Below are 19,163 nucleotides of genomic sequence, written 5' to 3' on the forward strand. Positions count from 1 at the left end.
ATTGGCTTTAGCCCAGGTTCTTGCCGAGCAGGGCGTGATACAGCTCGCTGTCGCCGAGGATGCCGACGACTTGCTGATTATCGTGAAGCACCAGTTTGTTGCCGGTCTGGTAGCGGATCTGCAACGCGTCGCGCATGCCGATGCTGGAGTCGACCAAGGTCGGGAAACGCCCCAAGCCTTCGACGGACTGCCCTGGCGCCCAGTTCTGCAGGTCTAGGGCGGCGCCGTTCTGCCGGGCGCCCTTGATGGTGTTGCCTTCGGCCAGGTCAAGCCAGGAATCGCCGCCCGGATCCAGGCACACCGAGCCGTTGATGCGCTTGCAGTTGTCCAGGGTGCGCATCAGGCTGCGGCCGCAGAGCACATTGAGCGGATTGGTATGGGCGACGAACGTGCGCACATAGTCGTCCGCCGGGTTCAACACGATCTGTTCCGGCTTGCTGTACTGGATGATGCGGCCGTCTTTCATGATCGCGATACGGCTGCCCAGCTTCAGGGCTTCGTCCAGGTCGTGGCTGACGAACACGATGGTCTTGCTCAGCTTGCGTTGCAGTTCCAGCAGTTCGTCCTGCAGGCCTTGGCGGATCAGCGGGTCGAGGGCCGAGAACGGTTCGTCCATCAACAGGATGTCGGCGTCCATCGCCAGGGCGCGGGCCAGGCCGACCCGTTGCTGCATGCCGCCAGACAGCTCGTCGGGCTTCTTGTTGCGCCACTGGGTCAGGCCCACCAGCTCGAGTTTTTCATCCACCAGCTTCTTGCGTTCCTTCTCCGGCCGGCCCTGCATTTCCAGGCCGAAGCTGATGTTTTCGCGCACCGTCAGCCAAGGCATCAGGGCGAACTTCTGGAACACCATGGCGATGCGCTTGGTGCGCATCATCTTCAGTTCGGCGGGAGTGCAGGAGGCGATATCGATCTGCCGGCCTTCGTGCTCGACGAACAATTTGCCGCGACTCACGGTGTTCAAACCGTTGATGCAACGCAGCAAGCTGGATTTGCCGGAGCCGGAAAGGCCCATCAGCACGCAGATCTCGCCTTTTTCGATGTCGAGGCTGGCTTTTTCGACGCCGACGATCTGCCCGGTCTTCTTCAGGATTTCGTTGCGCGTCATGCCCTTGTCGAGCAATTTGAGGGCTTCGCGTGGATCTTTGGAGAAGATCACGTCGACTTCTTCGAAGCGGATTATGCTCATGCGTCACCCCCTACTTTGGCGTCGGGTTGTTTGCAGATTCGGTCGAGCATGATCGCCAGCAATACGATCGCCAGGCCGGCTTCGAAGCCCAGGGCGATATCAGCGGTGTTCAATGCGTTGACCACGGGTTTGCCCAGGCCGTCGGCACCGACCAGTGCCGCGATGACCACCATCGACAGCGACAACATGATGCATTGGGTGATTCCGGCGGCGATGCTCGGCATGGCGTGAGGCAGTTCGATGCGCGACAGGAGCTGGCGCCGGGAGCAGCCGAAGGCTTTACCGGCGTCCATCAGTTCGTCCGGAACGTCGCGGATGCCCAGGTAGGTCAGGCGGATGGGCGCGGCGATCGCGAATACCACCGTGGAGATCAGGCCCGGGACCACACCCAGACCGAACAGGGTCAGGGTAGGAATGAGGTAGACGAAGGTCGGTACGGTCTGCATCAGATCGAGCACCGGACGCATCATGGTGTAGAACATCGGCTTGTGCGCGGCAACAATGCCCAGCGGCACACCGATAAGCACGCAGACCAGGGTCGCGAAGAGCACCTGGGCGAGGGTTTCCATGGTCTCTTGCCAGTAACCCAGGTTGAGGATCAACAAGAAGGACGCGATAACGAAAACGGTCAGGCCCCATTTGCGCTGGATGAAGTGCGCCAGTAGCGCGATGAGGCCGATAAGCACCAGGGGATTGAACCAGGTCAGCGCAAACGTCACGCCGTGAATCATCGTTTCCAGAAACATTGCGATTGCATCGAAGGTGTCGGCGCCGTTTTGCGTCAACCATTCGACAAAGCCCGCGATGTACTGGCCCAAGGGTATTTTCTGATCAATAAGCATGGTAGTGAACGTCCGCATGCAAGGAATAAACAGCCCGGGCGAGCGAACTCGCCCGGCATAAGCTTTTTACTGCGCGAGCTTGGCTTTCACGGCCTCCAGGCCAGGTTTACCGTCAACGGTGGTGACGCCGGCGAGCCAGGTATCGAGTACTTGTGGGTTTTTCTTCAACCAGGCCTTGGCGGCGGCTTCAGGCTTCATCTTGTCGTCCAGCACGTTGCCCATCAGCGTGCTTTCCATGTCCAGGGTAAAGACCAGGTTTTTCAGCAACTGGCCAACGTTGCTGCATTCCTGGGCATAGCCCTTGCGGGTGTTGGTGTAGATGGTCGCCTGGCCGAAGTTCGGGCCGAAGTATTCATCGCCACCGGTGAGGTATTTCATCTTGAAGCGGGTGTTCATCGGATGCGGTTCCCAGCCCAGGAACACCACGGCGGTGCTGCGACGCTGGGCCCGATCGACCTGGGAAAGCATGCCGGCTTCGCTTGACTCGACGACCTTGAAGCCGGCGTCCTTGAGGCCGAAGGCGTTCTTGTCGATCATGCTCTGGATCAAGCGGTTGCCGTCGTTGCCCGGTTCGATGCCGTAGATCTTGCCGTCCAGTTCCTTCTTGAACTTGGCGATGTCGGCAAAATCCTTGAGGCCTTTGTTGTACAGCTCTTCGGGGACCGCCAGGGTGTACTTGGCGTTTTCCAGGTTGGCGCGCACGGTTTCCACGGTGCCCGCTTCACGATAGGCCTTGATGTCGTTTTCCATGGTCGGCATCCAGTTGCCGAGGAACACGTCCATGTTCTTGCCATCGGCCAGGGACTTGTAGGTCACCGGCACGGAGATCATCGTGGTCTTGGTCTTGTAGCCGAGGGCGTCGAGCACGACGCTGGTGGTGGCGGTGGTCACGGTGATGTCCGTCCAGCCGACATCGGAGAAGTTGACGGTACTGCATTGGGCGGGTTCTGCAGCGTTGGCCAGCATCGGAAGACTCAGCATGGCGGCCAACAACAACGGCGTGGAACCTTTCATGGGTGGACTCCTGGTGTTTTATCGGCAGTGTCCGGTCGGGACAACCGCGCTTTTTTGCTTTTTTTAAGTTGCGGTTGGCGGCGCGTGGGCACTCTTCGTGGCACGCGGCCTTGCAAACGAGCCGTAACCGATCATGTACCAGTGCAAATCCGACGCCTACAGGGCGCGTCGTATCCAGTACAGGGAGGGTCGCATCCAGTGTTGGTGACGTCGTTTACAGATTTTTTCGGCCCTCGGCTGGCTTCTGATACGTAAAAAACGTCGTAAAACCTGGGCGACAAAGACGCGGCGTTGGTGGGCATGATTGCGTCGGTGTCAGACGTCGAAAGCCCATTCAAAAGCCGGATGATGCGGCCATCCCGGCGTTGAGCGTAGCAGCTGCGCCACCGGACGCTCCCGCGCCCGGATGTGTCCGTTCTGGAGAGTCAAGGCAATGGCCATCAGCGTGTTCGACCTGTTCAAGATTGGTATCGGCCCGTCCAGTTCCCACACCGTGGGGCCCATGCGCGCAGCGGCGCTGTTTGTCGAAGCGTTGCGGGCCAAGTCGCTTTTAAATGACGTGCGGCGGGTCGAGGTGCAATTGTTTGGTTCGCTGTCGGCCACCGGCATCGGTCACGGCAGCGATACCGCCACGATCATGGGCTTGATGGGCGAATGGCCCGACTCGATCGATCCGTCGCAAATCGGTACGCGCATCGAGCTGCTGCGCGAGACCCAGACCCTGCTGCTCGATGGCCGCCTGCCGGTGCCTTTCGTCTGGTCCCGCGATATGCGCCTGCTCGACGAAAACCTGCCGTTCCACCCCAACGCGATGACGCTGGTGGCGGAGGGTGAAAACGGCGAACTGCACCGCGACACCTATTATTCGGTCGGTGGCGGCTTTGTGGTCGACCAGGCCCAGGCGTCCAGCGGCGTGATGGACCTGGACACCACCGAGTTGCCTTACGATTTCTCCAGCGCCGAGGAACTGCTCGGGCTGTGTCGCATGCATAACCTGCGAGTGGCTGAGCTGATGATGGCCAACGAGAAGGTCTGGCGTTCGGAAGAAGAGATTCGCAGCGGCCTGATGAGACTCTGGCGGGCCATGCAGGACTGCGTCGAGCAGGGCCTCAAGCACGAGGGCATCCTGCCTGGCGGCTTGAATGTGCGCCGGCGCGCGGCCAAGTTGCACCGCAGCCTGCAAGAATTGAACAAACCGAACGTGATCGGCTCGACCCTGAGCGCCATGGAGTGGGTCAACTTGTACGCCTTGGCCGTCAACGAGGAAAACGCCGCTGGCGGGCGCATGGTCACGGCGCCGACCAACGGCGCGGCGGGGATCATTCCGGCGGTGCTGCATTACTTCATGAAATTCAGCGAGGCCGTTACTGACGCCAACGTCGTGGATTATTTCCTCGGCGCGGCGGCGGTGGGCATCCTGTGCAAGAAGAACGCCTCGATCTCGGGCGCCGAAGTCGGCTGCCAGGGTGAAGTCGGCTCGGCCTGCGCCATGGCGGCGGCAGGCCTGGCGGAAATCCTCGGAGCCACGCCGGAGCAACTGTGCAACGCGGCGGAAATCGGCCTGGAGCACAACCTCGGCCTGACCTGCGATCCGGTGGGCGGCCTGGTCCAGGTGCCGTGTATCGAGCGCAACGCCATCGCCGCGGTGAAAGCAATCAATGCCGCGCAGATGGCCCTTCGGGGTGATGGTCAGCATTTCATCTCCCTGGACCGTGTGATCCGCACCATGCGCGATACCGGCGCCGACATGCACGACAAATATAAAGAGACTTCACGGGGCGGGCTGGCGGTAAGCGCGGTGGAATGCTGATTCAGCACTGCAAGATAATCCCGTGGCGAGGGAGCAGGCTCCCTCGCCACGGGTGTTGAAAAATCGCTCGTAAAACGCACACCGCAGGAAAAACACGCCACGTTTTGGCGCGTCGCAAACAGATAAGGCGTGACTTGGCGGTCACGCCTTTGTACGCCGCCCTACCGTCCGTCCCCGCGCTTGCGGTGACAACCATCGCGCAAACGGCGCGGGCCAGTGACCACAAGTGCTACCGATCTGCTCACAGCCCGCCCTGGCGTTCGCCCGCAGCCCATGATGGCACTTGGAACCCGGCCTCGACGGGGCCCTTATATAGACACGCCGGCATGTCGTTTTCAGGAGTTATTGAACGCGCATTCAAATTTAGGCATGGCAATTGCTCTGTCCCGATAAAGCCCCTCTCACGCAAGAGAATGAGGGCAATAACAAGAGCCTCCGCCTGAGGCCATCACCCGCTTTGTGTGAGGAGATACCGCGATGACGACGTCCAACTCCGGGGCCCAACCCCAGAACCGTGCGCCTCAATCCATCGGCTTTCTGCTGCTGGACAATTTCACGCTGATTTCCCTGGCGTCCGCGGTGGAACCGCTACGCATGGCCAACCAGCTGTCGGGGCGCGAGCTGTACCGCTGGACCACCCTGACCGTCGATGGCGGCCAGGTCTGGGCCAGTGACGGTTTGCAGATCACCCCGGACGCCTCCATGCACAAAGCCCCGGCCCTGGACACCGTCATCGTGTGCGGCGGCATCGGCATCCAGCGCACCGTAACCCGCGAACATGTCTCATGGCTGCAAGGCCAGGCCCGTCAATCCCGTCGTCTTGGCGCAGTCTGCACCGGCAGTTGGGCCCTGGCGTGCGCCGGCCTGCTGGACGGTTTCGATTGCAGCGTGCACTGGGAATGCCTGGCCGCGATGCAGGAAGCTTTCCCACGGGTTTCGATGAGCACGCGCCTGTTCACGCTTGACCGCAACCGCTTCACAAGCTCCGGCGGCACCGCGCCGCTGGACATGATGCTGCACTTGATCAGCCGTGATCACGGTCGCGAGTTGTCGGCGGCGATTTCGGAAATGTTTGTCTACGAGCGTATCCGCAACGAGCAGGATCACCAACGTGTGCCGCTCAAGCACATGCTTGGCACCAACCAGCCGAAGTTGCAGGAAATCGTCGCGCTGATGGAGGCCAATCTCGAGGAGCCGATCGACCTGGACGAGTTGGCGGTGTACGTCGCTGTGTCCCGCCGTCAGCTGGAGCGCCTGTTCCAGAAATACCTGCATTGTTCGCCGTCGCGCTATTACCTCAAGCTGCGACTGATTCGTGCGCGGCAACTGCTCAAGCAGACGCCGATGTCGATCATCGAAGTGGCCTCGGTGTGCGGCTTCGTCTCCACGCCGCATTTCTCCAAGTGCTACCGCGAATACTTCGGCATTCCGCCACGGGACGAGCGCGTCGGCTCCAACACCACGCAACAAGTGGCGATGATGCCGCTGCCGCAGGCGTTGGTGCTGTCGCCGCTGTCCGGCCCGCTGTCGGCGCTGAGCCAGGCGCGCAATGAGTCGACGTTTGCGAGTGTGAGGCTCTAAGACTTCAGCGCGTTCATCGCGAGCAGGCTCGCTCCCACAGGTTTTGTGTCGTTCACAAATCCTGTGGGAGCGAGCTTGCTCGCGATGGGTTTCATCAGGCGTTATGGTTCTGCTGGTACTGCGCCAACGCCGGCAACAGTTGCTGATCGATTGCCTGGCGCACCGCCGGCAGGATGGTCGCGCTGCTGGTGTACATTTCCTTGACCAGCCTGCGCAGCTCATTGGCGCGAGCCCTGTCCAGGCCTCGTACGGCGCACTCGCACGCCTGCTCGGCAGTCGCGCCACTGGGTATCTGCAACCCCAGGGCCTTCAGATGGCCCAGCAGGTCTTCCTGGTCGATCAAATCGGCGTACATCATGACGCTTTTCCTTGTTCAGGGATTGGGGTCGTGCCTGGATTCTGGTAGCCACCCGAATCGGCGGCAAGGGCAAATCGTCGTTCTGTCATGATTGACTATGAACGCGTCGTTTTCGGCTAACTCGCTGGGTCCGGGACTGGGCACACTGGCCCCAAGCTGCATCACGATGGTTTGGTCACCCTCGCGCCACAGCTCCTCCAGTAACGCTCCTGCCCCGATCCTGTCACGGCTTGATCGGGGATTTTTTTGCCTGTGTGAATCCGCAAATAATCGGTTGTCTGGCAGGCCGCTATCGCGAGCAAGCTCGCTCCCACAGGGAAATGCTTTCACCTGTGGCAGCGAGCTTGCTCGCGATGAACGATGACGCGGTCTAACGTTGCAACACCAGAATGCGCGACAGCAATTCATCCCGATCCACATAACACCCCTGGAAATGCCGCGCCCCGGTAGCAGGGTCGAAGGCGTTGCGCGCGTGAAGCGTGCGGCGGTTGTCGAAGCACCAGAGCTGCCCGGGTTCGAGTCGTTGCACCAGGCGAAAGCGTGGCTCGCGGGTCAGCGCGATGAAGCGGCGGTAGGCGCGGTAGAGCCTGGGCATCTGCTCCACCGAGGTGTCAAAGGGGCCGCGCAGAAAGTTCGCCATGCGGATCTCCGAGACTTGCCCAAGGGCGTCCAACGCAATGATCGGCGCCAGGCAGCGGTAGTCGCTGTGGCGGTCCTTGTTACGAAATTCCACCGGGATCTGGCACAGCGCCTCGAAGGCATCGGGATCTTCCTGGCGCAGCGCCTGGGCAATGGCGAAACCGTCGACGAAGATACTCTCGCCACCCACGGCCTCGTTCACCAGGCAATGCAGGAACTGCAACCCCGGCTGCAATTCCCGCGTCGGCAAGTCGCTGTGCAACGGCAGGTTAAAAGCGGTGTAGGCGTTGCTGTCGGCGTCGGCCTTGGATTGCACGTTGAAGAGCACGCCGAAATTGCTCTCGCGAACGAAGGAAATGCGTTGGGCAATCTGTTTCAGCGAGCCGGGCTCGGTGGGCACGCCCCGCACTTGGGTCAGGCCGATGTCGCGTACCGCCAGCAGCCATTGCAGCAGCGCGTCGGCATCCTCCATCAGCGCCTGGTATTCGAACACTGGCAGCTGCAGGTCGCACTGCCATAGCTGGCGTTGCGGCCTGCCGTCGAGTCGTTCGGCCCTGGAGACTTCGTCATAGGCGTGAGCGCGCAGCCAGCCCGGGTCGAATTGGCTTTGGTGGCCGTCCCGCCAGGCCACGCGCAGGCGGCCTTCACCATCAACGCGGATTTCATCCGGCGCCAGATCTTCGGGCACATCGACAATCTCCAGGACCTGCTCACGGGTCACGCTGTAGACGCATGCCTGGCAAGGGCAGTTGTCCCGCAGCCACTGGTGATGAAAAGGACTGATCCGACCATCGGCCCACGTGACGTGAACCCGGTCGGCCAAGGGGATTGCGGCAGTCAAGGCGTGGACCAGAGGGTAGCTGCGGAAGTCGGCAATTGCGGCGGCGGTGTGCATGTCGGTCTCCTATAGGAGGCTTATCGGGCGGGTGGCAGGGCGATGACACGCCCGATGCAGGATGGCGCCGGCAGGTCGGACTGGCTGTCGAGCAGGGCTTTGAGTTGGCCCAGGGTCTGTTCGCTAAACGGCGCCGAACGTGGCCCCGCCAGATCGACGTGCAGTAGCATCTGCTCATTGCCGGCCAGCTCTTTGTCGCCGCCCGCCAAGTGCAGGCTGTGGTAGAGGTGCAGGCGTTTGGCATCGTGGCCGATGATGTGCGTATGCACCTCGACATCGGCGCCGAGCTTCACTTCGTGCAGGTAGTTCAGGTGCATCTCGAGGGTGAACAGCGAATGGCCGCTGGCTTCGCGGCTCTGGCTGTCCAGGCCGAGCCGGTCCATCAACGCATCGGTGGCGTAGCTGAAGATCAGCAAGTAGAAGGCGTCGCGCAGGTGGCCGTTGTAGTCGACCCATTCTGGGAGGATGCGGGTTTGGTAGGTAGTGAGGGTGGGCATGTTGGACTCCAATGCAATCGTGGCGAGGGAGCTTGCTCCCGCTGGGCTGTGAAGCAGCCCCAAACCGGTTGTACGCGGTGTATCAGCCAAATGGCATTCGCTGGTTTTGCGACCGCTGCGCGGCCGAGCGGGAGCAAGCTCCCTCGCCATAGGAATGGTGTTATTCGCTAAAAATCATTCCGTGCTTTTGCTTGGTGGCCTTCACCGCCTCCAGCACCGCCAACAGGCAATCATCACGATAGCGTTCCAAAGCTGAAATGCTGTGCTGCCCCAACTGTTCGCTCGTCCCGTCCACCACATCGTCGATCAGTTTCTCGGTCAGTTCCGGTGCCGGCAGGTAGGTCCAGGGCAGTTGCAACGCCGGGCCGAACTGAGCCATGAAGTGACGCATCCCAGCGTCGCCGCCGGCCAGGGTGTAGGTCAGGAATGTGCCCATGAATGACCAGCGCAGGCCGGCGCCAAAACGGATGGCATCGTCGATTTCGCCGGTGGTTGCCACGCCGTCATTGACCAGGTGCAACGCCTCGCGCCAGAGCGCTTCAAGCAAGCGGTCGGCAATGAAACCGGGCACTTCCTTGCGCACGTGCAGCGGCCGCATGCCGAGGGATTCGTAGACTTGAATCGCCGCTTGCACGGCCTCGGGTGCGGTGTTTTTGCCGCCGACCACTTCCACCAGGGGCAGCAGGTAGACCGGATTGAACGGGTGACCGACCACGCACCGTTCCGGATGGGTCGAGCTTTCATAGAATTCGCTCGGCAGCAGCCCGGAGGTGCTCGACCCGATCAATGCGTTCGGCTTGGCGGCGGCGCTGATCTGGCTGTGCAGCTGCAATTTGAGCTCCAGGCGCTCGGGGGCACTTTCCTGGATGAAGTCGGCGTCGCGCACGCATTCCTCGATGGTCGCGACAAAACGCAGCCGATCCTGCGAAGCGCCAGGGGCCAGGCCTTGTTTCTCCAGGGCGCCCCAAGCATTGGCGACGCGCTTGCGCAACGCGGCTTCGGCGCCGGGCGCCGGGTCCCAGGCGACCACGTCGAGGCCATGGGCCAGGGCGCGGCTGACCCAGCCGCTGCCGATGACGCCACTGCCCAGGGCGGCGAAGGTCTTGATGTCGGTGATAAAGCTCATGGTGGTTTCCTGAAAAGAGTGAAAATCACCTGTGGGAGCGAGCTTGCTCGCGATGGCGGCGGTACATCCGACGCATCGTCGAAGTCTGGAATATCGCTATCGCGAGCGAGCTCGCTCCCACAGGGTTATGCGTCGATTCGGTTTAGCCGCGCTGGACCAGGCCCATTTTCTTGCGACCTTCGGCAGGCGTAAGCACCCGTGCGCCGAGGCGGCTGAGGATTTCGCCGGCTCGCTCCACCAGTTGGCCGTTGGTGGCGAGCACGCCTTTGTCCAGCCAGAGGTTGTCTTCCAGCCCGACCCGTACGTTGCCACCCAGCAGCACGGCTTGGGCCGCCATTGGCATTTGCATGCGGCCGATGCCAAAGCCGGCCCACACCGCGTCGGCGGGCAGGTTGTCGACCATGGCTTTCATTGTGGTGGTGTCGGCCGGCGCGCCCCATGGAATGCCCAGGCAGAGTTGGAACAGCGGATTGTCCAGCAGGCCTTCCTTGATCAATTGCTTGGCGAACCACAGGTGGCCGGTGTCGAAGATCTCCAGCTCGGCCTTCACGCCGAGCTCGGTGATGCGCTTGGCGCCGGCCCGCAGTTGCGCCGGAGTGGAGACGTAAATGGTGTCGCCGTCGCCGAAGTTCAGGGTGCCGCAATCCAGGGTGCAGATTTCCGGCAGCAGCTCTTCAACGTGGGCCAGGCGGGTCAGCGGGCCCACCAGATCGGTGTTGGGGCCGAATTCCATCGGTCGTTCGCCCGCGCCGATCTCCAAGTCACCGCCCATCCCGGCGGTGAGGTTGACGATGATGTCGACGTCCGCCTCACGGATGCGCTCCATCACTTCGCGATACAGCGCCACATCGCGGCTGAACTTGCCGGTCTGCGGATCTCGGACGTGGCAATGGACCACCGTGGCCCCGGCTTTCGCGGCCTCGACGGCAGCGGCGGCGATCTGTTTCGGGGTGACCGGCACGTGAGGGCTCTTGGCGGTCGTGTCGCCAGCACCGGTGAGTGCGCAGGTGATGATGACGTCGTGGTTCATGGTGCGGATTCCTTCAGGCGTGGTGAGTCACCGCGCAGTTAGTGGCCTGTGTGGCTGATTCGTGCACCCAACTTCGGCGCCAGAACTTGCCAGACTGCGTTGCCATTCCTCGCCGTAGCGAGCTACGACTCGTCATGGCGCCTTGCCTGGCAAGTCCTGACACTCGAATTTGAGTGCTCGAATTAACCGTACAGGCCACAAGTGCTGCGCAGAGAATTAACGTTCAGTCAGTTGCTAGTGAGTTTCAGGTTGTCGGCGGCGGGCTTGCCATCGAAGGTGGTCACGCCTTCGAGCCAGCGCTGTTTGTCCTGTGGATGATCCTTGAGCCATTGCCGGGCCGATTCGAGCGGATCCTTGTGATCGAGCAGCGGCTGCATCATCCGGCTCTCGTCTTCGGCGGTGAAGGTCAGGTTGCTCAGCAGACGGCTGACGTTCGGGCATTGCTCGGCGTAGTTCGGCGCGGTGACGGTCCACACGGTGGCCATGCCTTCGTTCGGACCGAGGGCGTCTTCGCTGCCGGTGAGGTAGGTCATTTGCACGTTGACGTTCATCGGGTGCGGCGCCCAGCCGAAGAACACCACGGCTTCCTTGCGTCGCACGGCGCGGTCCACGGCGGCGAGCATGCCGGCCTCGCTGGACTCGACCAGTTGGAATTTGCCCAGGCCGAACTGATTCTTGGCAATCATCGCCTTGATCTGGGTGTTGGCGCCGGAGCCGGGCTCGATGCCGTAGATCTTGCCGCCCAGCTCCTTCTCGAATTTGGCGATGTCAGCGAACGTCTTCAGACCCTTGTCGGCCAGGTAAGTCGGCACGGCCAGGGTGGCGCGGGCGTCCTTCAGGCTGGGCTGCTCAAGCACCTTGACCTGCTTGGCTTCGACGAACGGGGTGATGGTCTGGGTCATCAGCGGGTTCCAGTAGCCCAGGAACATGTCCAGGCGCTGATCGCGGATGCCGGCGAAAATGATCTGCTGGGAGGCGCTGGTCTGCTTGGTCTTGTAGCCGAGGCCGTCGAGCATCACTTGGGTCAGGGCGCTGGTGGCAATGACGTCCGTCCAGTTGACCACGCCCAGGCGCACATTCTGGCAGGCGGCGGGTTCGGCTGCGAGGGCGGCCTGGTTCAGTAAAGAAGTGGTGCTGAGTGCAATAACGCAGCAGCTGATCAGTCGTTTCATTGTCGGGTTCCTCGGCAGCTTATTGTTATGGGGCCCGGTGTCTGTGCGCCGGTGATGCCACGTTACGCAGGCCCGGGCGGGGCAAAACGCACAGCGGCGACGTGCTCTTGCACTACAGCGACTCTTGAACGGTTGTTGCAACTGGCGTATCAAGGTCCGCACGCTGCCCGCCAACCGAGAGCGTTTCATGTCCCAGGATTTCTATTTCTTATTGATGCCGGGTTTCTCGGCCATCGGTTTCATTTCGGCCATCGAGCCGTTACGGGTCGCCAATCGGTTTCGTGGCGAGCTTTACCGCTGGCATGTCCTGAGTGCCGATGGCGGAGCGGTGCTGGCGAGCAATGGCATGTCGGTCAACGCCGATGCTGCGCTGGAGCCGCTGAAGAAGGGCGCGACGCTCTGGATCGTGGCGGGCTTCGAGCCGTTGAAGTTCGTCAGCCCGGTGCTTGAGAGGTGGTTGCACCGGCTGGATAACGACGGTGTCATCCTCGGCGGAATCGACACCGGCAGCGTGGTGCTCGCGGAGGCGGGATTGCTGGATGGCCATCGCGTCACCCTGCATTGGGAGGCGATCGAGGCGTTCAAGGAGTCCTATCCCCAGCTCGCCGTGACCCAGGAGCTCTTCGAAATCGACCGCCGCCGCATCACTTGCGCCGGCGGCACTGCCTCGATTGACCTCATGCTCGACCTGATCGCGCAGGCCCACGGCCCGGAACTCGCAATCCAGGTCAGCGAGCAGTTCGTGCTCGGTCGCATTCGTCCACGCAAAGATCACCAGCGCATGGAAATCGCCACCCGCTACGGCATTCGCAACAAGAAGCTGGTGCATGTGATTGGAGAAATGGAGGCCAACAGCGAACCGCCACTGAGCACCCTGGCGCTGGCCGAATCGATCAACGTCACGCGCCGCCAGCTTGAACGCCTGTTCCGCCTGCACCTGAACGACACGCCGAGTAATTTCTACCTGCGCCTGCGCTTGGAAAAGGCCCGGCAACTGCTGCGCCAGACCGACATGAGTGTGCTGGAAGTCAGCATTGCCTGTGGATTCGAATCGCCGTCGTATTTCACCCGCAGCTACAGGGCACGGTTTGCACGTTGCCCTAGGGAGGATCGGCGGCGGCAGGGGGATGAGCGGGAGGTGGTTTGACAGGCTGGCCCGGCCGCCCCCAAAACCAGACACCGCGGTGCAACAGGTAACCTCTGTAAACCGGTTCACGACTGCTGCGCAGCCGAGCGGGAGCAAGCTCCCTCGCCACGGTTACTGTGTTTGGAAAGGGCTACTTCTTCATCAACGCCGAGCACGCCGCCTTGTATGCCTCATGCTGATACTTGTTCAGCGTCGTCGGCAGGGCGAAGTCATGTTTTTTGCTCTGTGCGTTGATGGTCTGTGGCGACAGCAGTGTCACTTCGCAGCCTTCGAGCAATTGGAAAACGCCTTCGATCTTGAAGGTGGTCGGGCCGCCCGCGAACTCACCTTTCTTGCTGCGCTTCTTGATGGCGATGCGGTCGATGCCATTGTCCGCCACGAAAGCCCGCACTTGCGCGGCGAAGGCTTTGACGTTGGCGGCTTCGTCGTCATCGTCCAGGGCGATTTTTTTTGTGTTCAGCGCGACGTGGCTCAACGCCTGCTGGTCCAGCGAGGCAACGGCGATGATCGCTTCGCTGCCTTTGATTTCGATGCCGCAGATGATCATGCTTGGCCTTGGATTCCGGAGGTCTGGAACGCCAGTCTATCCGCCTTGCTCAATTCATGCTCGCCCGCAGGTCCAGCATGATCTTGTCGAAATAGTCGACCCGGATCACCCCAAAGCGCGGGTACTCGAAATCCAGGATCACATACAACACGCAGACCATCACCGCCGCATAGCCCAGGCTGTGCAGCCAGTTGCGCTGCCGGGTGCCGGCCATGCCGTAGCCGATCAGCATGGCGCTGATCAGGGTCATGGTCACGAGCATCAGGTAAATGGTCAGGGGTGGGTGGGTTTCGTGAGCCACGGCGCGCGTCGTGGTTATGTCGATCATTTCGTTTTGCGCCTGCAGCACAGGCGTTCCCAAGGTTGGGGTGGGCATCTGTTGCAGGGCGGCGACGGTACGTTTCCAGATGGTTTGCTGCAGATCATTGGCTCGGTCATGGGCCGCTTCGTCGACTTCGTCTTCGCGCAAGTCGCGGTAATACTCGATACGGGCATCGACATACTCTCGGAATGCCTGGCGGATGTCCGGTTGTTCGCTGGCGGGCAGAAGATCCAGGCGCAACCAGGCGGTGCCCATGGCATTGGTTTCGGCAACGATCAACGCGCGGCGCTGGTCCAGGCGCGAGGCCGCCCCGGAAAAGGTGAAGGCAATCAGCAGTGCTAGCAGGCCAAACACCGCGCCTTCGATGGCCCCGATGCCCTGGCGAGCGCCGTCCGGGTCCTGGGCCAGGTGACGGTTGCCGACTTGGCGACCGGCCTCGATGCCCAGCACGATGGCGATAAAGATGGCTAACCCGTAGAAGGGCAAGGCTGTAAGAGAGTGCATACGAAAATCCTCTGATCGTCGTGTGTGACTCGTCTGTACAGCCCGGCTCGGACGGGTATGCAGCCAGTGTAGACGGCGTTGCGCAGTTCTTCCTATAACCGCTGTTCGTTCACTCCTGCCCAATCGATTCCAAGAACTCCGACCGGTCATCGCTCACCTGGGCCATGCAGTCGTTTTCGGCGATTTTGTAGGCGTTGCTGCCGGGCTTGGCCGGGAAGGCGGCGATGGCGCAGTCGGCTTCGCGCTGTTTTTGCCAGAGTTGTTGAGCGGCCTTGATCTTGGCGGTGATGTCGTTGAGCTGGGCCTTGTCGCTGGCGTAGCGGGTTTGCAGGCGTTCGTTGAGGCTCTGCAGGTTGTCGCTGAGCAACTGCTCGGCGGCGGCTTTGCCATAGGCGGAACAGGCCAGGGTCTGGACGTCGTTTTCAACTTCGTCGCAGGGGTTGGGCTCGGTGTCTTCGGTCGCGTGGGCGACGGTGCTGATCAGTGCCAGGGCAAGGAAGATCGATTTCATCGGGTTGTCGCTCAAATCCAGTGAAAGCCAGTGGTGCCGCGGATTCTGGCCCAAGCGCCGGGTAAATAACAGATGGACAGAGGGGGCCCGTCGCAGCCCATTATCGTGGATTGACGCTTTCGGCAATTCCCCTGTCGTTTTTGCACCCGGTCGCCACGGCCCTCCGGCATATGCTGGCCCCAAAGCGCCGGCACACGATTCGGCGCATGAATCGCCAACAAGGGGACTGCCTGATGAGCCCAGCCGAATTGCACGCCGACAGCATCGTTATCGACGGGCTGATCATTGCCAAGTGGAACCGCGACCTGTTCGAAGACATGCGCAAGGGCGGCCTGACCGCAGCCAACTGCACGGTGTCGGTGTGGGAAGGTTTCCAGGCCACCATCAACAACATCGTTGCCAGCCAGAAACTGATCCGCGAGAACAGCGACCTGGTGATCCCGGTGAAAACCACCGCCGACATCCGCCGCGCCAAGGAACAGGGCAAGACCGGCATTATCTTTGGCTTCCAGAACGCCCATGCCTTCGAAGACCAGCTCGGCTACGTCGAGATCTTCAAGCAGCTCGGCGTCGGTGTGGTGCAGATGTGCTACAACACCCAGAACCTGGTGGGCACCGGTTGCTACGAGCGCGACGGCGGCCTGTCGGGCTTCGGTCGCGAAATCGTCGCCGAGATGAACCGCGTCGGCGTCATGTGCGACCTGTCCCACGTTGGCTCCAAGACCTCCGAGGAAGTCATCCTCGAATCGAAGAAACCGGTCTGCTACTCCCACTGCCTGCCGTCCGGCCTCAAAGAACACCCGCGCAACAAATCCGATGAAGAGCTGAAATTCATTGCCGACCACGGTGGTTTCGTCGGCGTGACCATGTTCGCGCCGTTCCTGGCCAAGGGCATCGATTCGACCATCGACGACTACGCCGAAGCCATCGAGTACACCATGAACATCGTCGGCGAGGACGCCATCGGCATCGGCACCGACTTCACCCAGGGTCACGGCCAGGACTTCTTCGAAATGCTGACCCACGACAAGGGCTACGCCCGTCGTCTGACCAGCTTCGGCAAGATCATCAACCCCCTGGGCATCCGCACCGTGGGCGAGTTTCCGAACCTCACCGAAACGCTGCTCAAGCGCGGTCACCCGGAGCGGGTGGTGCGCAAGATCATGGGCGAGAACTGGGTCAACATTTTGAAAGATGTCTGGGGCGAATAAACGCCGTCGCGTCACTGAATCCTTTACCTGCGGCCACTCGCGCCGCAGGCACATCACGAATTTCCGGAGTCAAGTTTTCATGGCCAAGATCGCCCCGCAACTGCCTATCGAAGTCGACAGCGAAACCGGTGTCTGGACCTCCGACGCCCTGCCGATGCTGTACGTGCCGCGCCACTTTTTCGTCAACAACCACATGGGCATCGAGGAAGTGCTGGGCGCCGACGCCTACGCCGAGATTCTCTACAAGGCTGGCTACAAATCCGCCTGGCACTGGTGTGAAAAAGAAGCCGAATGCCACGGCCTGGAAGGCGTCGCGGTGTTCGAGCACTACATGAAGCGCCTTTCGCAGCGTGGCTGGGGCCTGTTCAAGATCCAGGACATTGACCTGGACAAAGGCACCGCCAGCGTCAAGCTCGAACACTCGGCGTTCGTCTATGTGTACGGCAAGGTCGGGCGCAAGGTCGACTACATGTTCACCGGCTGGTTCGCCGGGGCCATGGACCAGATCCTCGCCGCGCGCGGCAGCCAGATCCGCACCGTGGCCGAGCAGGTCTACGGCGGTTCCGAAGAAGGCCACGACGACGGCCTGTTCATCGTCAAGCCGTTGTAAGTCGAGGATCGCGCCATGGCTTTTGAAGCAATGTTCCAGCCGATCCAGATCGGCAAGCTGACCATCCGCAACCGCGTGCTCAGCACCGCGCACGCGGAGGTCTACGCCACCGACGGCGGCATGACCACCGACCGGTACGTGAAGTATTACGAAGAGAAGGCCAAGGGCGGCATCGGCCTGGCGATTTGCGGTGGCTCGTCGGTAGTTGCCATCGACAGCCCGCAGGAATGGTGGAGCTCGGTGAACCTGTCCACCGACCGTATCATCCCGCATTTCCAGAACCTGGCCGACGCCATGCACAAGCATGGCGCCAAGATCATGATCCAGATTACCCACATGGGCCGTCGCTCGCGTTGGGACGGCTTCAACTGGCCGACCCTGATGTCGCCGTCCGGCGTGCGTGAGCCGGTGCACCGTGCCACCTGCAAGACCATCGAGCCGGAAGAAATCTGGCGGGTGATCGGCAACTACGCCCAGGCCGCGCGGCGTGCCAAGGCCGGGGGCCTGGACGGCGTCGAGCTGTCGGCCGTGCACCAGCACATGATCGACCAGTTCTGGAGCCCGCGGGTCAACAAGCGTACCGACGAATGGGGCGGCAGCTTCGAAGGCCGCATGAAGTTCGGCCTGGAAGTGTTGAAGGCCGTGCGCGCCGAAGTGGGCGACGACTTCTGCGTGGGCATGCGCCTGTGCGGTGACGAGTTCCACCCGGACGGCTTATCCCACGAGGACATGAAGCAGATCGCCAAGTACTACGACGACACCGGCATGCTCGACTTCATCGGCGTCGTGGGTTCGGGTTGCGACACCCACAACACCCTGGCGAACGTCATTCCGAACATGAGTTATCCACCGGAGCCGTTCCTGCACCTGGCCGCCGGTATCAAGGAAGTGGTCAAAGTCCCGGTGCTGCACGCGCAGAACATCAAGGACCCGAACCAGGCCACGCGGATCCTGGAGGGCGGCTACGTCGACATGGTCGGCATGACTCGCGCCCACATTGCCGACCCACACCTGATCGCCAAGATCAAAATGGGCCAGGTCGACCAGATCAAGCAGTGCGTCGGCGCCAACTATTGCATCGACCGCCAGTACCAGGGCCTGGACGTGCTGTGCATCCAGAACGCCGCGACGTCCCGTGAATACATGGGCGTGCCGCACATCATCGAGAAGTCCACCGGGCCCAAGCGCAAAGTCGTGGTGGTCGGTGCCGGCCCGGCCGGGATGGAAGCGGCGCGCGTGGCCGCCGAACGTGGACACGACGTGACCCTGTTCGAGAAGAAGGAATTCATCGGCGGACAGATCACCACCGCCTCGAAAGCGCCGCAACGGGACCAGATCGCCGGTATCACCCGCTGGTTCCAACTGGAACTTGCGCGGTTGAAAGTCGACCTGCGCCTGGGCGTGGCGGCGGACGCGCCGACCATCATGGACCTGCGTCCGGACGTGGTGGTGCTCGCCGTCGGCGGTCATCCGAACGTGGAGCAGAACGAACACTGGGGCGCCGCCGAAGGGCTGGTGGTCAGCAGCTGGGACGTGCTCGACGGCAAGGTCGCGCCGGGCAAGAACGTGCTGGTCTACGACACCATTTGCGAATTCACCGGCATGTCGGTGGCCGACTTCCTCGCCGACAAGGGTAGCCAGGTCGAGATCGTCACCGACGACATCAAGCCGGGCGTGGCCATTGGCGGGACTTCGTTCCCCACCTACTACCGCAGCATGTACCCCAAGGAAGTGATCATGACCGGGGACATGATGCTGGAAAAGGTCTACCGCGAAGGCGACAAGCTGGTGGCGGTGCTGGAGAACGAATACACCGGCGCCAAGGAAGAACGCGTGGTCGACCAGGTGGTGGTGGAGAACGGCGTGCGGCCGGACGAAGAAATCTACTACGCGCTCAAGGAAGGTTCGCGCAACAAGGGCCAGATCGACGTCGAAGCCCTGTTCGCGATCAAACCCCAGCCGTGCCTGGAGCAGAGCGGCGACGGTTACCTGCTGTTCCGCATCGGCGACTGCGTGGCCCAGCGTAATACCCACGCGGCCATCTACGACGCCCTGCGGTTGTGCAAGGATTTCTAACGGCTTGCACATGATCCTGTGGGAGCGAGCTTGCTCGCGAAAGCGGTGGGTCAGTCAATGCAAATGTGACTGACAGAATGCAATC

18 protein-coding genes are annotated in these 19,163 nt (G+C 61.6%); 6 read left to right on the forward strand and 12 right to left on the reverse strand.

Going from position 1 to position 19,163, the window contains the following annotated elements; genetic code table 11:
• Positions 1-7: 7 nt before the first annotated feature.
• From choV to J3P92_RS02425, 3 genes are all read right to left on the reverse strand, one after another.
• Positions 8-1,186 carry a choline ABC transporter ATP-binding protein gene (choV, locus tag J3P92_RS02415; RefSeq protein ID WP_420764961.1) on the reverse strand — a complete coding sequence of 393 codons (1,179 nt, stop codon included), beginning with the start codon at positions 1,184-1,186 and terminating at the stop codon, positions 8-10.
• On the reverse strand, positions 1,183-2,028 hold the full coding sequence (choW, locus tag J3P92_RS02420) for a choline ABC transporter permease subunit (protein ID WP_420764960.1): 846 nt from the start codon (positions 2,026-2,028) through the stop codon (positions 1,183-1,185). The genes choV and choW overlap by 4 nt, the downstream gene beginning before the upstream one ends.
• A 66-nt stretch (positions 2,029-2,094) precedes the next feature.
• The gene (locus J3P92_RS02425) at positions 2,095-3,042 is read right to left on the reverse strand and encodes a choline ABC transporter substrate-binding protein (RefSeq protein ID WP_420764959.1); all 948 of its coding nucleotides are present in this window, start codon (positions 3,040-3,042) and stop codon (positions 2,095-2,097) included.
• A gap of 433 nt (positions 3,043-3,475) precedes the next feature.
• Between J3P92_RS02425 and J3P92_RS02430 the strand changes: the two genes are divergently transcribed.
• Both J3P92_RS02430 and J3P92_RS02435 read left to right on the forward strand, forming a co-directional pair.
• Positions 3,476-4,852 (forward strand): L-serine ammonia-lyase, encoded by a 1,377-nt coding sequence (locus J3P92_RS02430; RefSeq protein ID WP_434649806.1) that lies wholly within the window; start codon positions 3,476-3,478, stop codon positions 4,850-4,852.
• 477 nt (positions 4,853-5,329) lie between these two features.
• A complete protein-coding gene (locus J3P92_RS02435) occupies positions 5,330-6,433 on the forward strand; it encodes a GlxA family transcriptional regulator (RefSeq protein ID WP_013694424.1) in 1,104 nt (367 codons plus the stop codon).
• 94 nt (positions 6,434-6,527) lie between these two features.
• Here the strand turns inward: J3P92_RS02435 and J3P92_RS02440 are convergent, their stop codons facing one another.
• From J3P92_RS02440 to choX, 6 genes are all read right to left on the reverse strand, one after another.
• Positions 6,528-6,791, reverse strand: a complete 264-nt coding sequence (locus J3P92_RS02440; RefSeq protein ID WP_434561889.1) for a hypothetical protein — start codon at positions 6,789-6,791, stop codon at positions 6,528-6,530.
• 370 nt (positions 6,792-7,161) lie between these two features.
• Positions 7,162-8,325 (reverse strand): gamma-butyrobetaine dioxygenase, encoded by a 1,164-nt coding sequence (locus J3P92_RS02445; protein WP_434649807.1) that lies wholly within the window; start codon positions 8,323-8,325, stop codon positions 7,162-7,164.
• A 20-nt stretch (positions 8,326-8,345) separates the two neighbouring features.
• Complete coding sequence (locus J3P92_RS02450; protein ID WP_434649809.1) at positions 8,346-8,822, reverse strand: thioesterase family protein; 477 nt, start codon at positions 8,820-8,822, stop codon at positions 8,346-8,348.
• 160 nt (positions 8,823-8,982) lie between these two features.
• The gene (locus J3P92_RS02455) at positions 8,983-9,948 is read right to left on the reverse strand and encodes an L-carnitine dehydrogenase (protein WP_420764954.1); all 966 of its coding nucleotides are present in this window, start codon (positions 9,946-9,948) and stop codon (positions 8,983-8,985) included.
• A 142-nt stretch (positions 9,949-10,090) separates the two neighbouring features.
• Positions 10,091-10,978 (reverse strand): 3-keto-5-aminohexanoate cleavage protein, encoded by an 888-nt coding sequence (locus tag J3P92_RS02460; RefSeq protein ID WP_045157164.1) that lies wholly within the window; start codon positions 10,976-10,978, stop codon positions 10,091-10,093.
• A gap of 227 nt (positions 10,979-11,205) precedes the next feature.
• Positions 11,206-12,150, reverse strand: a complete 945-nt coding sequence (choX, locus tag J3P92_RS02465; RefSeq protein WP_420764953.1) for a choline ABC transporter substrate-binding protein — start codon at positions 12,148-12,150, stop codon at positions 11,206-11,208.
• Positions 12,151-12,337: 187 nt separating this feature from the next.
• Here choX and J3P92_RS02470 point away from each other — a divergent pair, with 187 nt between their 5' ends.
• On the forward strand, positions 12,338-13,297 hold the full coding sequence (locus J3P92_RS02470; protein WP_420764952.1) for a GlxA family transcriptional regulator: 960 nt from the start codon (positions 12,338-12,340) through the stop codon (positions 13,295-13,297).
• Between the two features lie 130 nt (positions 13,298-13,427).
• Here the strand turns inward: J3P92_RS02470 and J3P92_RS02475 are convergent, their stop codons facing one another.
• From J3P92_RS02475 to J3P92_RS02485, 3 genes are all read right to left on the reverse strand, one after another.
• Positions 13,428-13,844 (reverse strand): DUF3010 family protein, encoded by a 417-nt coding sequence (locus tag J3P92_RS02475; protein WP_420764951.1) that lies wholly within the window; start codon positions 13,842-13,844, stop codon positions 13,428-13,430.
• A 49-nt stretch (positions 13,845-13,893) separates the two neighbouring features.
• Complete coding sequence (locus J3P92_RS02480; RefSeq protein WP_434561901.1) at positions 13,894-14,670, reverse strand: DUF4239 domain-containing protein; 777 nt, start codon at positions 14,668-14,670, stop codon at positions 13,894-13,896.
• A 109-nt stretch (positions 14,671-14,779) separates the two neighbouring features.
• Entirely contained in the window at positions 14,780-15,181 is a 402-nt protein-coding gene (locus tag J3P92_RS02485; RefSeq protein ID WP_434649812.1) for a lysozyme inhibitor LprI family protein, read from the reverse strand.
• A gap of 233 nt (positions 15,182-15,414) precedes the next feature.
• Here J3P92_RS02485 and J3P92_RS02490 point away from each other — a divergent pair, with 233 nt between their 5' ends.
• From J3P92_RS02490 to dgcA, 3 genes are all read left to right on the forward strand, one after another.
• Positions 15,415-16,392: a dipeptidase gene (locus tag J3P92_RS02490; RefSeq protein WP_420765167.1), complete on the forward strand. Its 978-nt coding sequence runs from the start codon at positions 15,415-15,417 to the stop codon at positions 16,390-16,392.
• 79 nt (positions 16,393-16,471) lie between these two features.
• Positions 16,472-17,002: a DUF5943 domain-containing protein gene (locus J3P92_RS02495; protein WP_018612374.1), complete on the forward strand. Its 531-nt coding sequence runs from the start codon at positions 16,472-16,474 to the stop codon at positions 17,000-17,002.
• Positions 17,003-17,017: 15 nt separating this feature from the next.
• Positions 17,018-19,078 (forward strand): dimethylglycine demethylation protein DgcA, encoded by a 2,061-nt coding sequence (dgcA, locus tag J3P92_RS02500; RefSeq protein ID WP_434649814.1) that lies wholly within the window; start codon positions 17,018-17,020, stop codon positions 19,076-19,078.
• Positions 19,079-19,163 lie beyond the last annotated feature (85 nt).

The organism is Pseudomonas sp. D3-27 (genome assembly GCF_051132165.1).
In the GTDB taxonomy this organism is placed as follows: domain Bacteria; phylum Pseudomonadota; class Gammaproteobacteria; order Pseudomonadales; family Pseudomonadaceae; genus Aquipseudomonas.

Bases quoted from the DNA above. Each gene is read 5' to 3' on its own strand.
- choW (WP_420764960.1), bottom strand. From the start codon at position 2,028: ATGCTTATTGATCAGAAAATACCCTTGGGCCAGTACATCGCGGGCTTT.
- J3P92_RS02450 (WP_434649809.1), bottom strand. From the start codon at position 8,822: ATGCCCACCCTCACTACCTACCAAACCCGCATCCTCCCAGAATGGGTC.
- J3P92_RS02440 (WP_434561889.1), bottom strand. From the start codon at position 6,791: ATGATGTACGCCGATTTGATCGACCAGGAAGACCTGCTGGGCCATCTG.
- J3P92_RS02435 (WP_013694424.1), top strand. From the start codon at position 5,330: ATGACGACGTCCAACTCCGGGGCCCAACCCCAGAACCGTGCGCCTCAA.
- choV (WP_420764961.1), bottom strand. From the start codon at position 1,186: ATGAGCATAATCCGCTTCGAAGAAGTCGACGTGATCTTCTCCAAAGAT.
- J3P92_RS02490 (WP_420765167.1), top strand. From the start codon at position 15,415: ATGAGCCCAGCCGAATTGCACGCCGACAGCATCGTTATCGACGGGCTG.
- J3P92_RS02430 (WP_434649806.1), top strand. From the start codon at position 3,476: ATGGCCATCAGCGTGTTCGACCTGTTCAAGATTGGTATCGGCCCGTCC.
- J3P92_RS02455 (WP_420764954.1), bottom strand. From the start codon at position 9,948: ATGAGCTTTATCACCGACATCAAGACCTTCGCCGCCCTGGGCAGTGGC.
- J3P92_RS02460 (WP_045157164.1), bottom strand. From the start codon at position 10,978: ATGAACCACGACGTCATCATCACCTGCGCACTCACCGGTGCTGGCGAC.
- choX (WP_420764953.1), bottom strand. From the start codon at position 12,150: ATGAAACGACTGATCAGCTGCTGCGTTATTGCACTCAGCACCACTTCT.
- J3P92_RS02485 (WP_434649812.1), bottom strand. From the start codon at position 15,181: ATGAAATCGATCTTCCTTGCCCTGGCACTGATCAGCACCGTCGCCCAC.
- J3P92_RS02495 (WP_018612374.1), top strand. From the start codon at position 16,472: ATGGCCAAGATCGCCCCGCAACTGCCTATCGAAGTCGACAGCGAAACC.
- dgcA (WP_434649814.1), top strand. From the start codon at position 17,018: ATGGCTTTTGAAGCAATGTTCCAGCCGATCCAGATCGGCAAGCTGACC.
- J3P92_RS02470 (WP_420764952.1), top strand. From the start codon at position 12,338: ATGTCCCAGGATTTCTATTTCTTATTGATGCCGGGTTTCTCGGCCATC.
- J3P92_RS02445 (WP_434649807.1), bottom strand. From the start codon at position 8,325: ATGCACACCGCCGCCGCAATTGCCGACTTCCGCAGCTACCCTCTGGTC.
- J3P92_RS02475 (WP_420764951.1), bottom strand. From the start codon at position 13,844: ATGATCATCTGCGGCATCGAAATCAAAGGCAGCGAAGCGATCATCGCC.
- J3P92_RS02425 (WP_420764959.1), bottom strand. From the start codon at position 3,042: ATGAAAGGTTCCACGCCGTTGTTGTTGGCCGCCATGCTGAGTCTTCCG.
- J3P92_RS02480 (WP_434561901.1), bottom strand. From the start codon at position 14,670: ATGCACTCTCTTACAGCCTTGCCCTTCTACGGGTTAGCCATCTTTATC.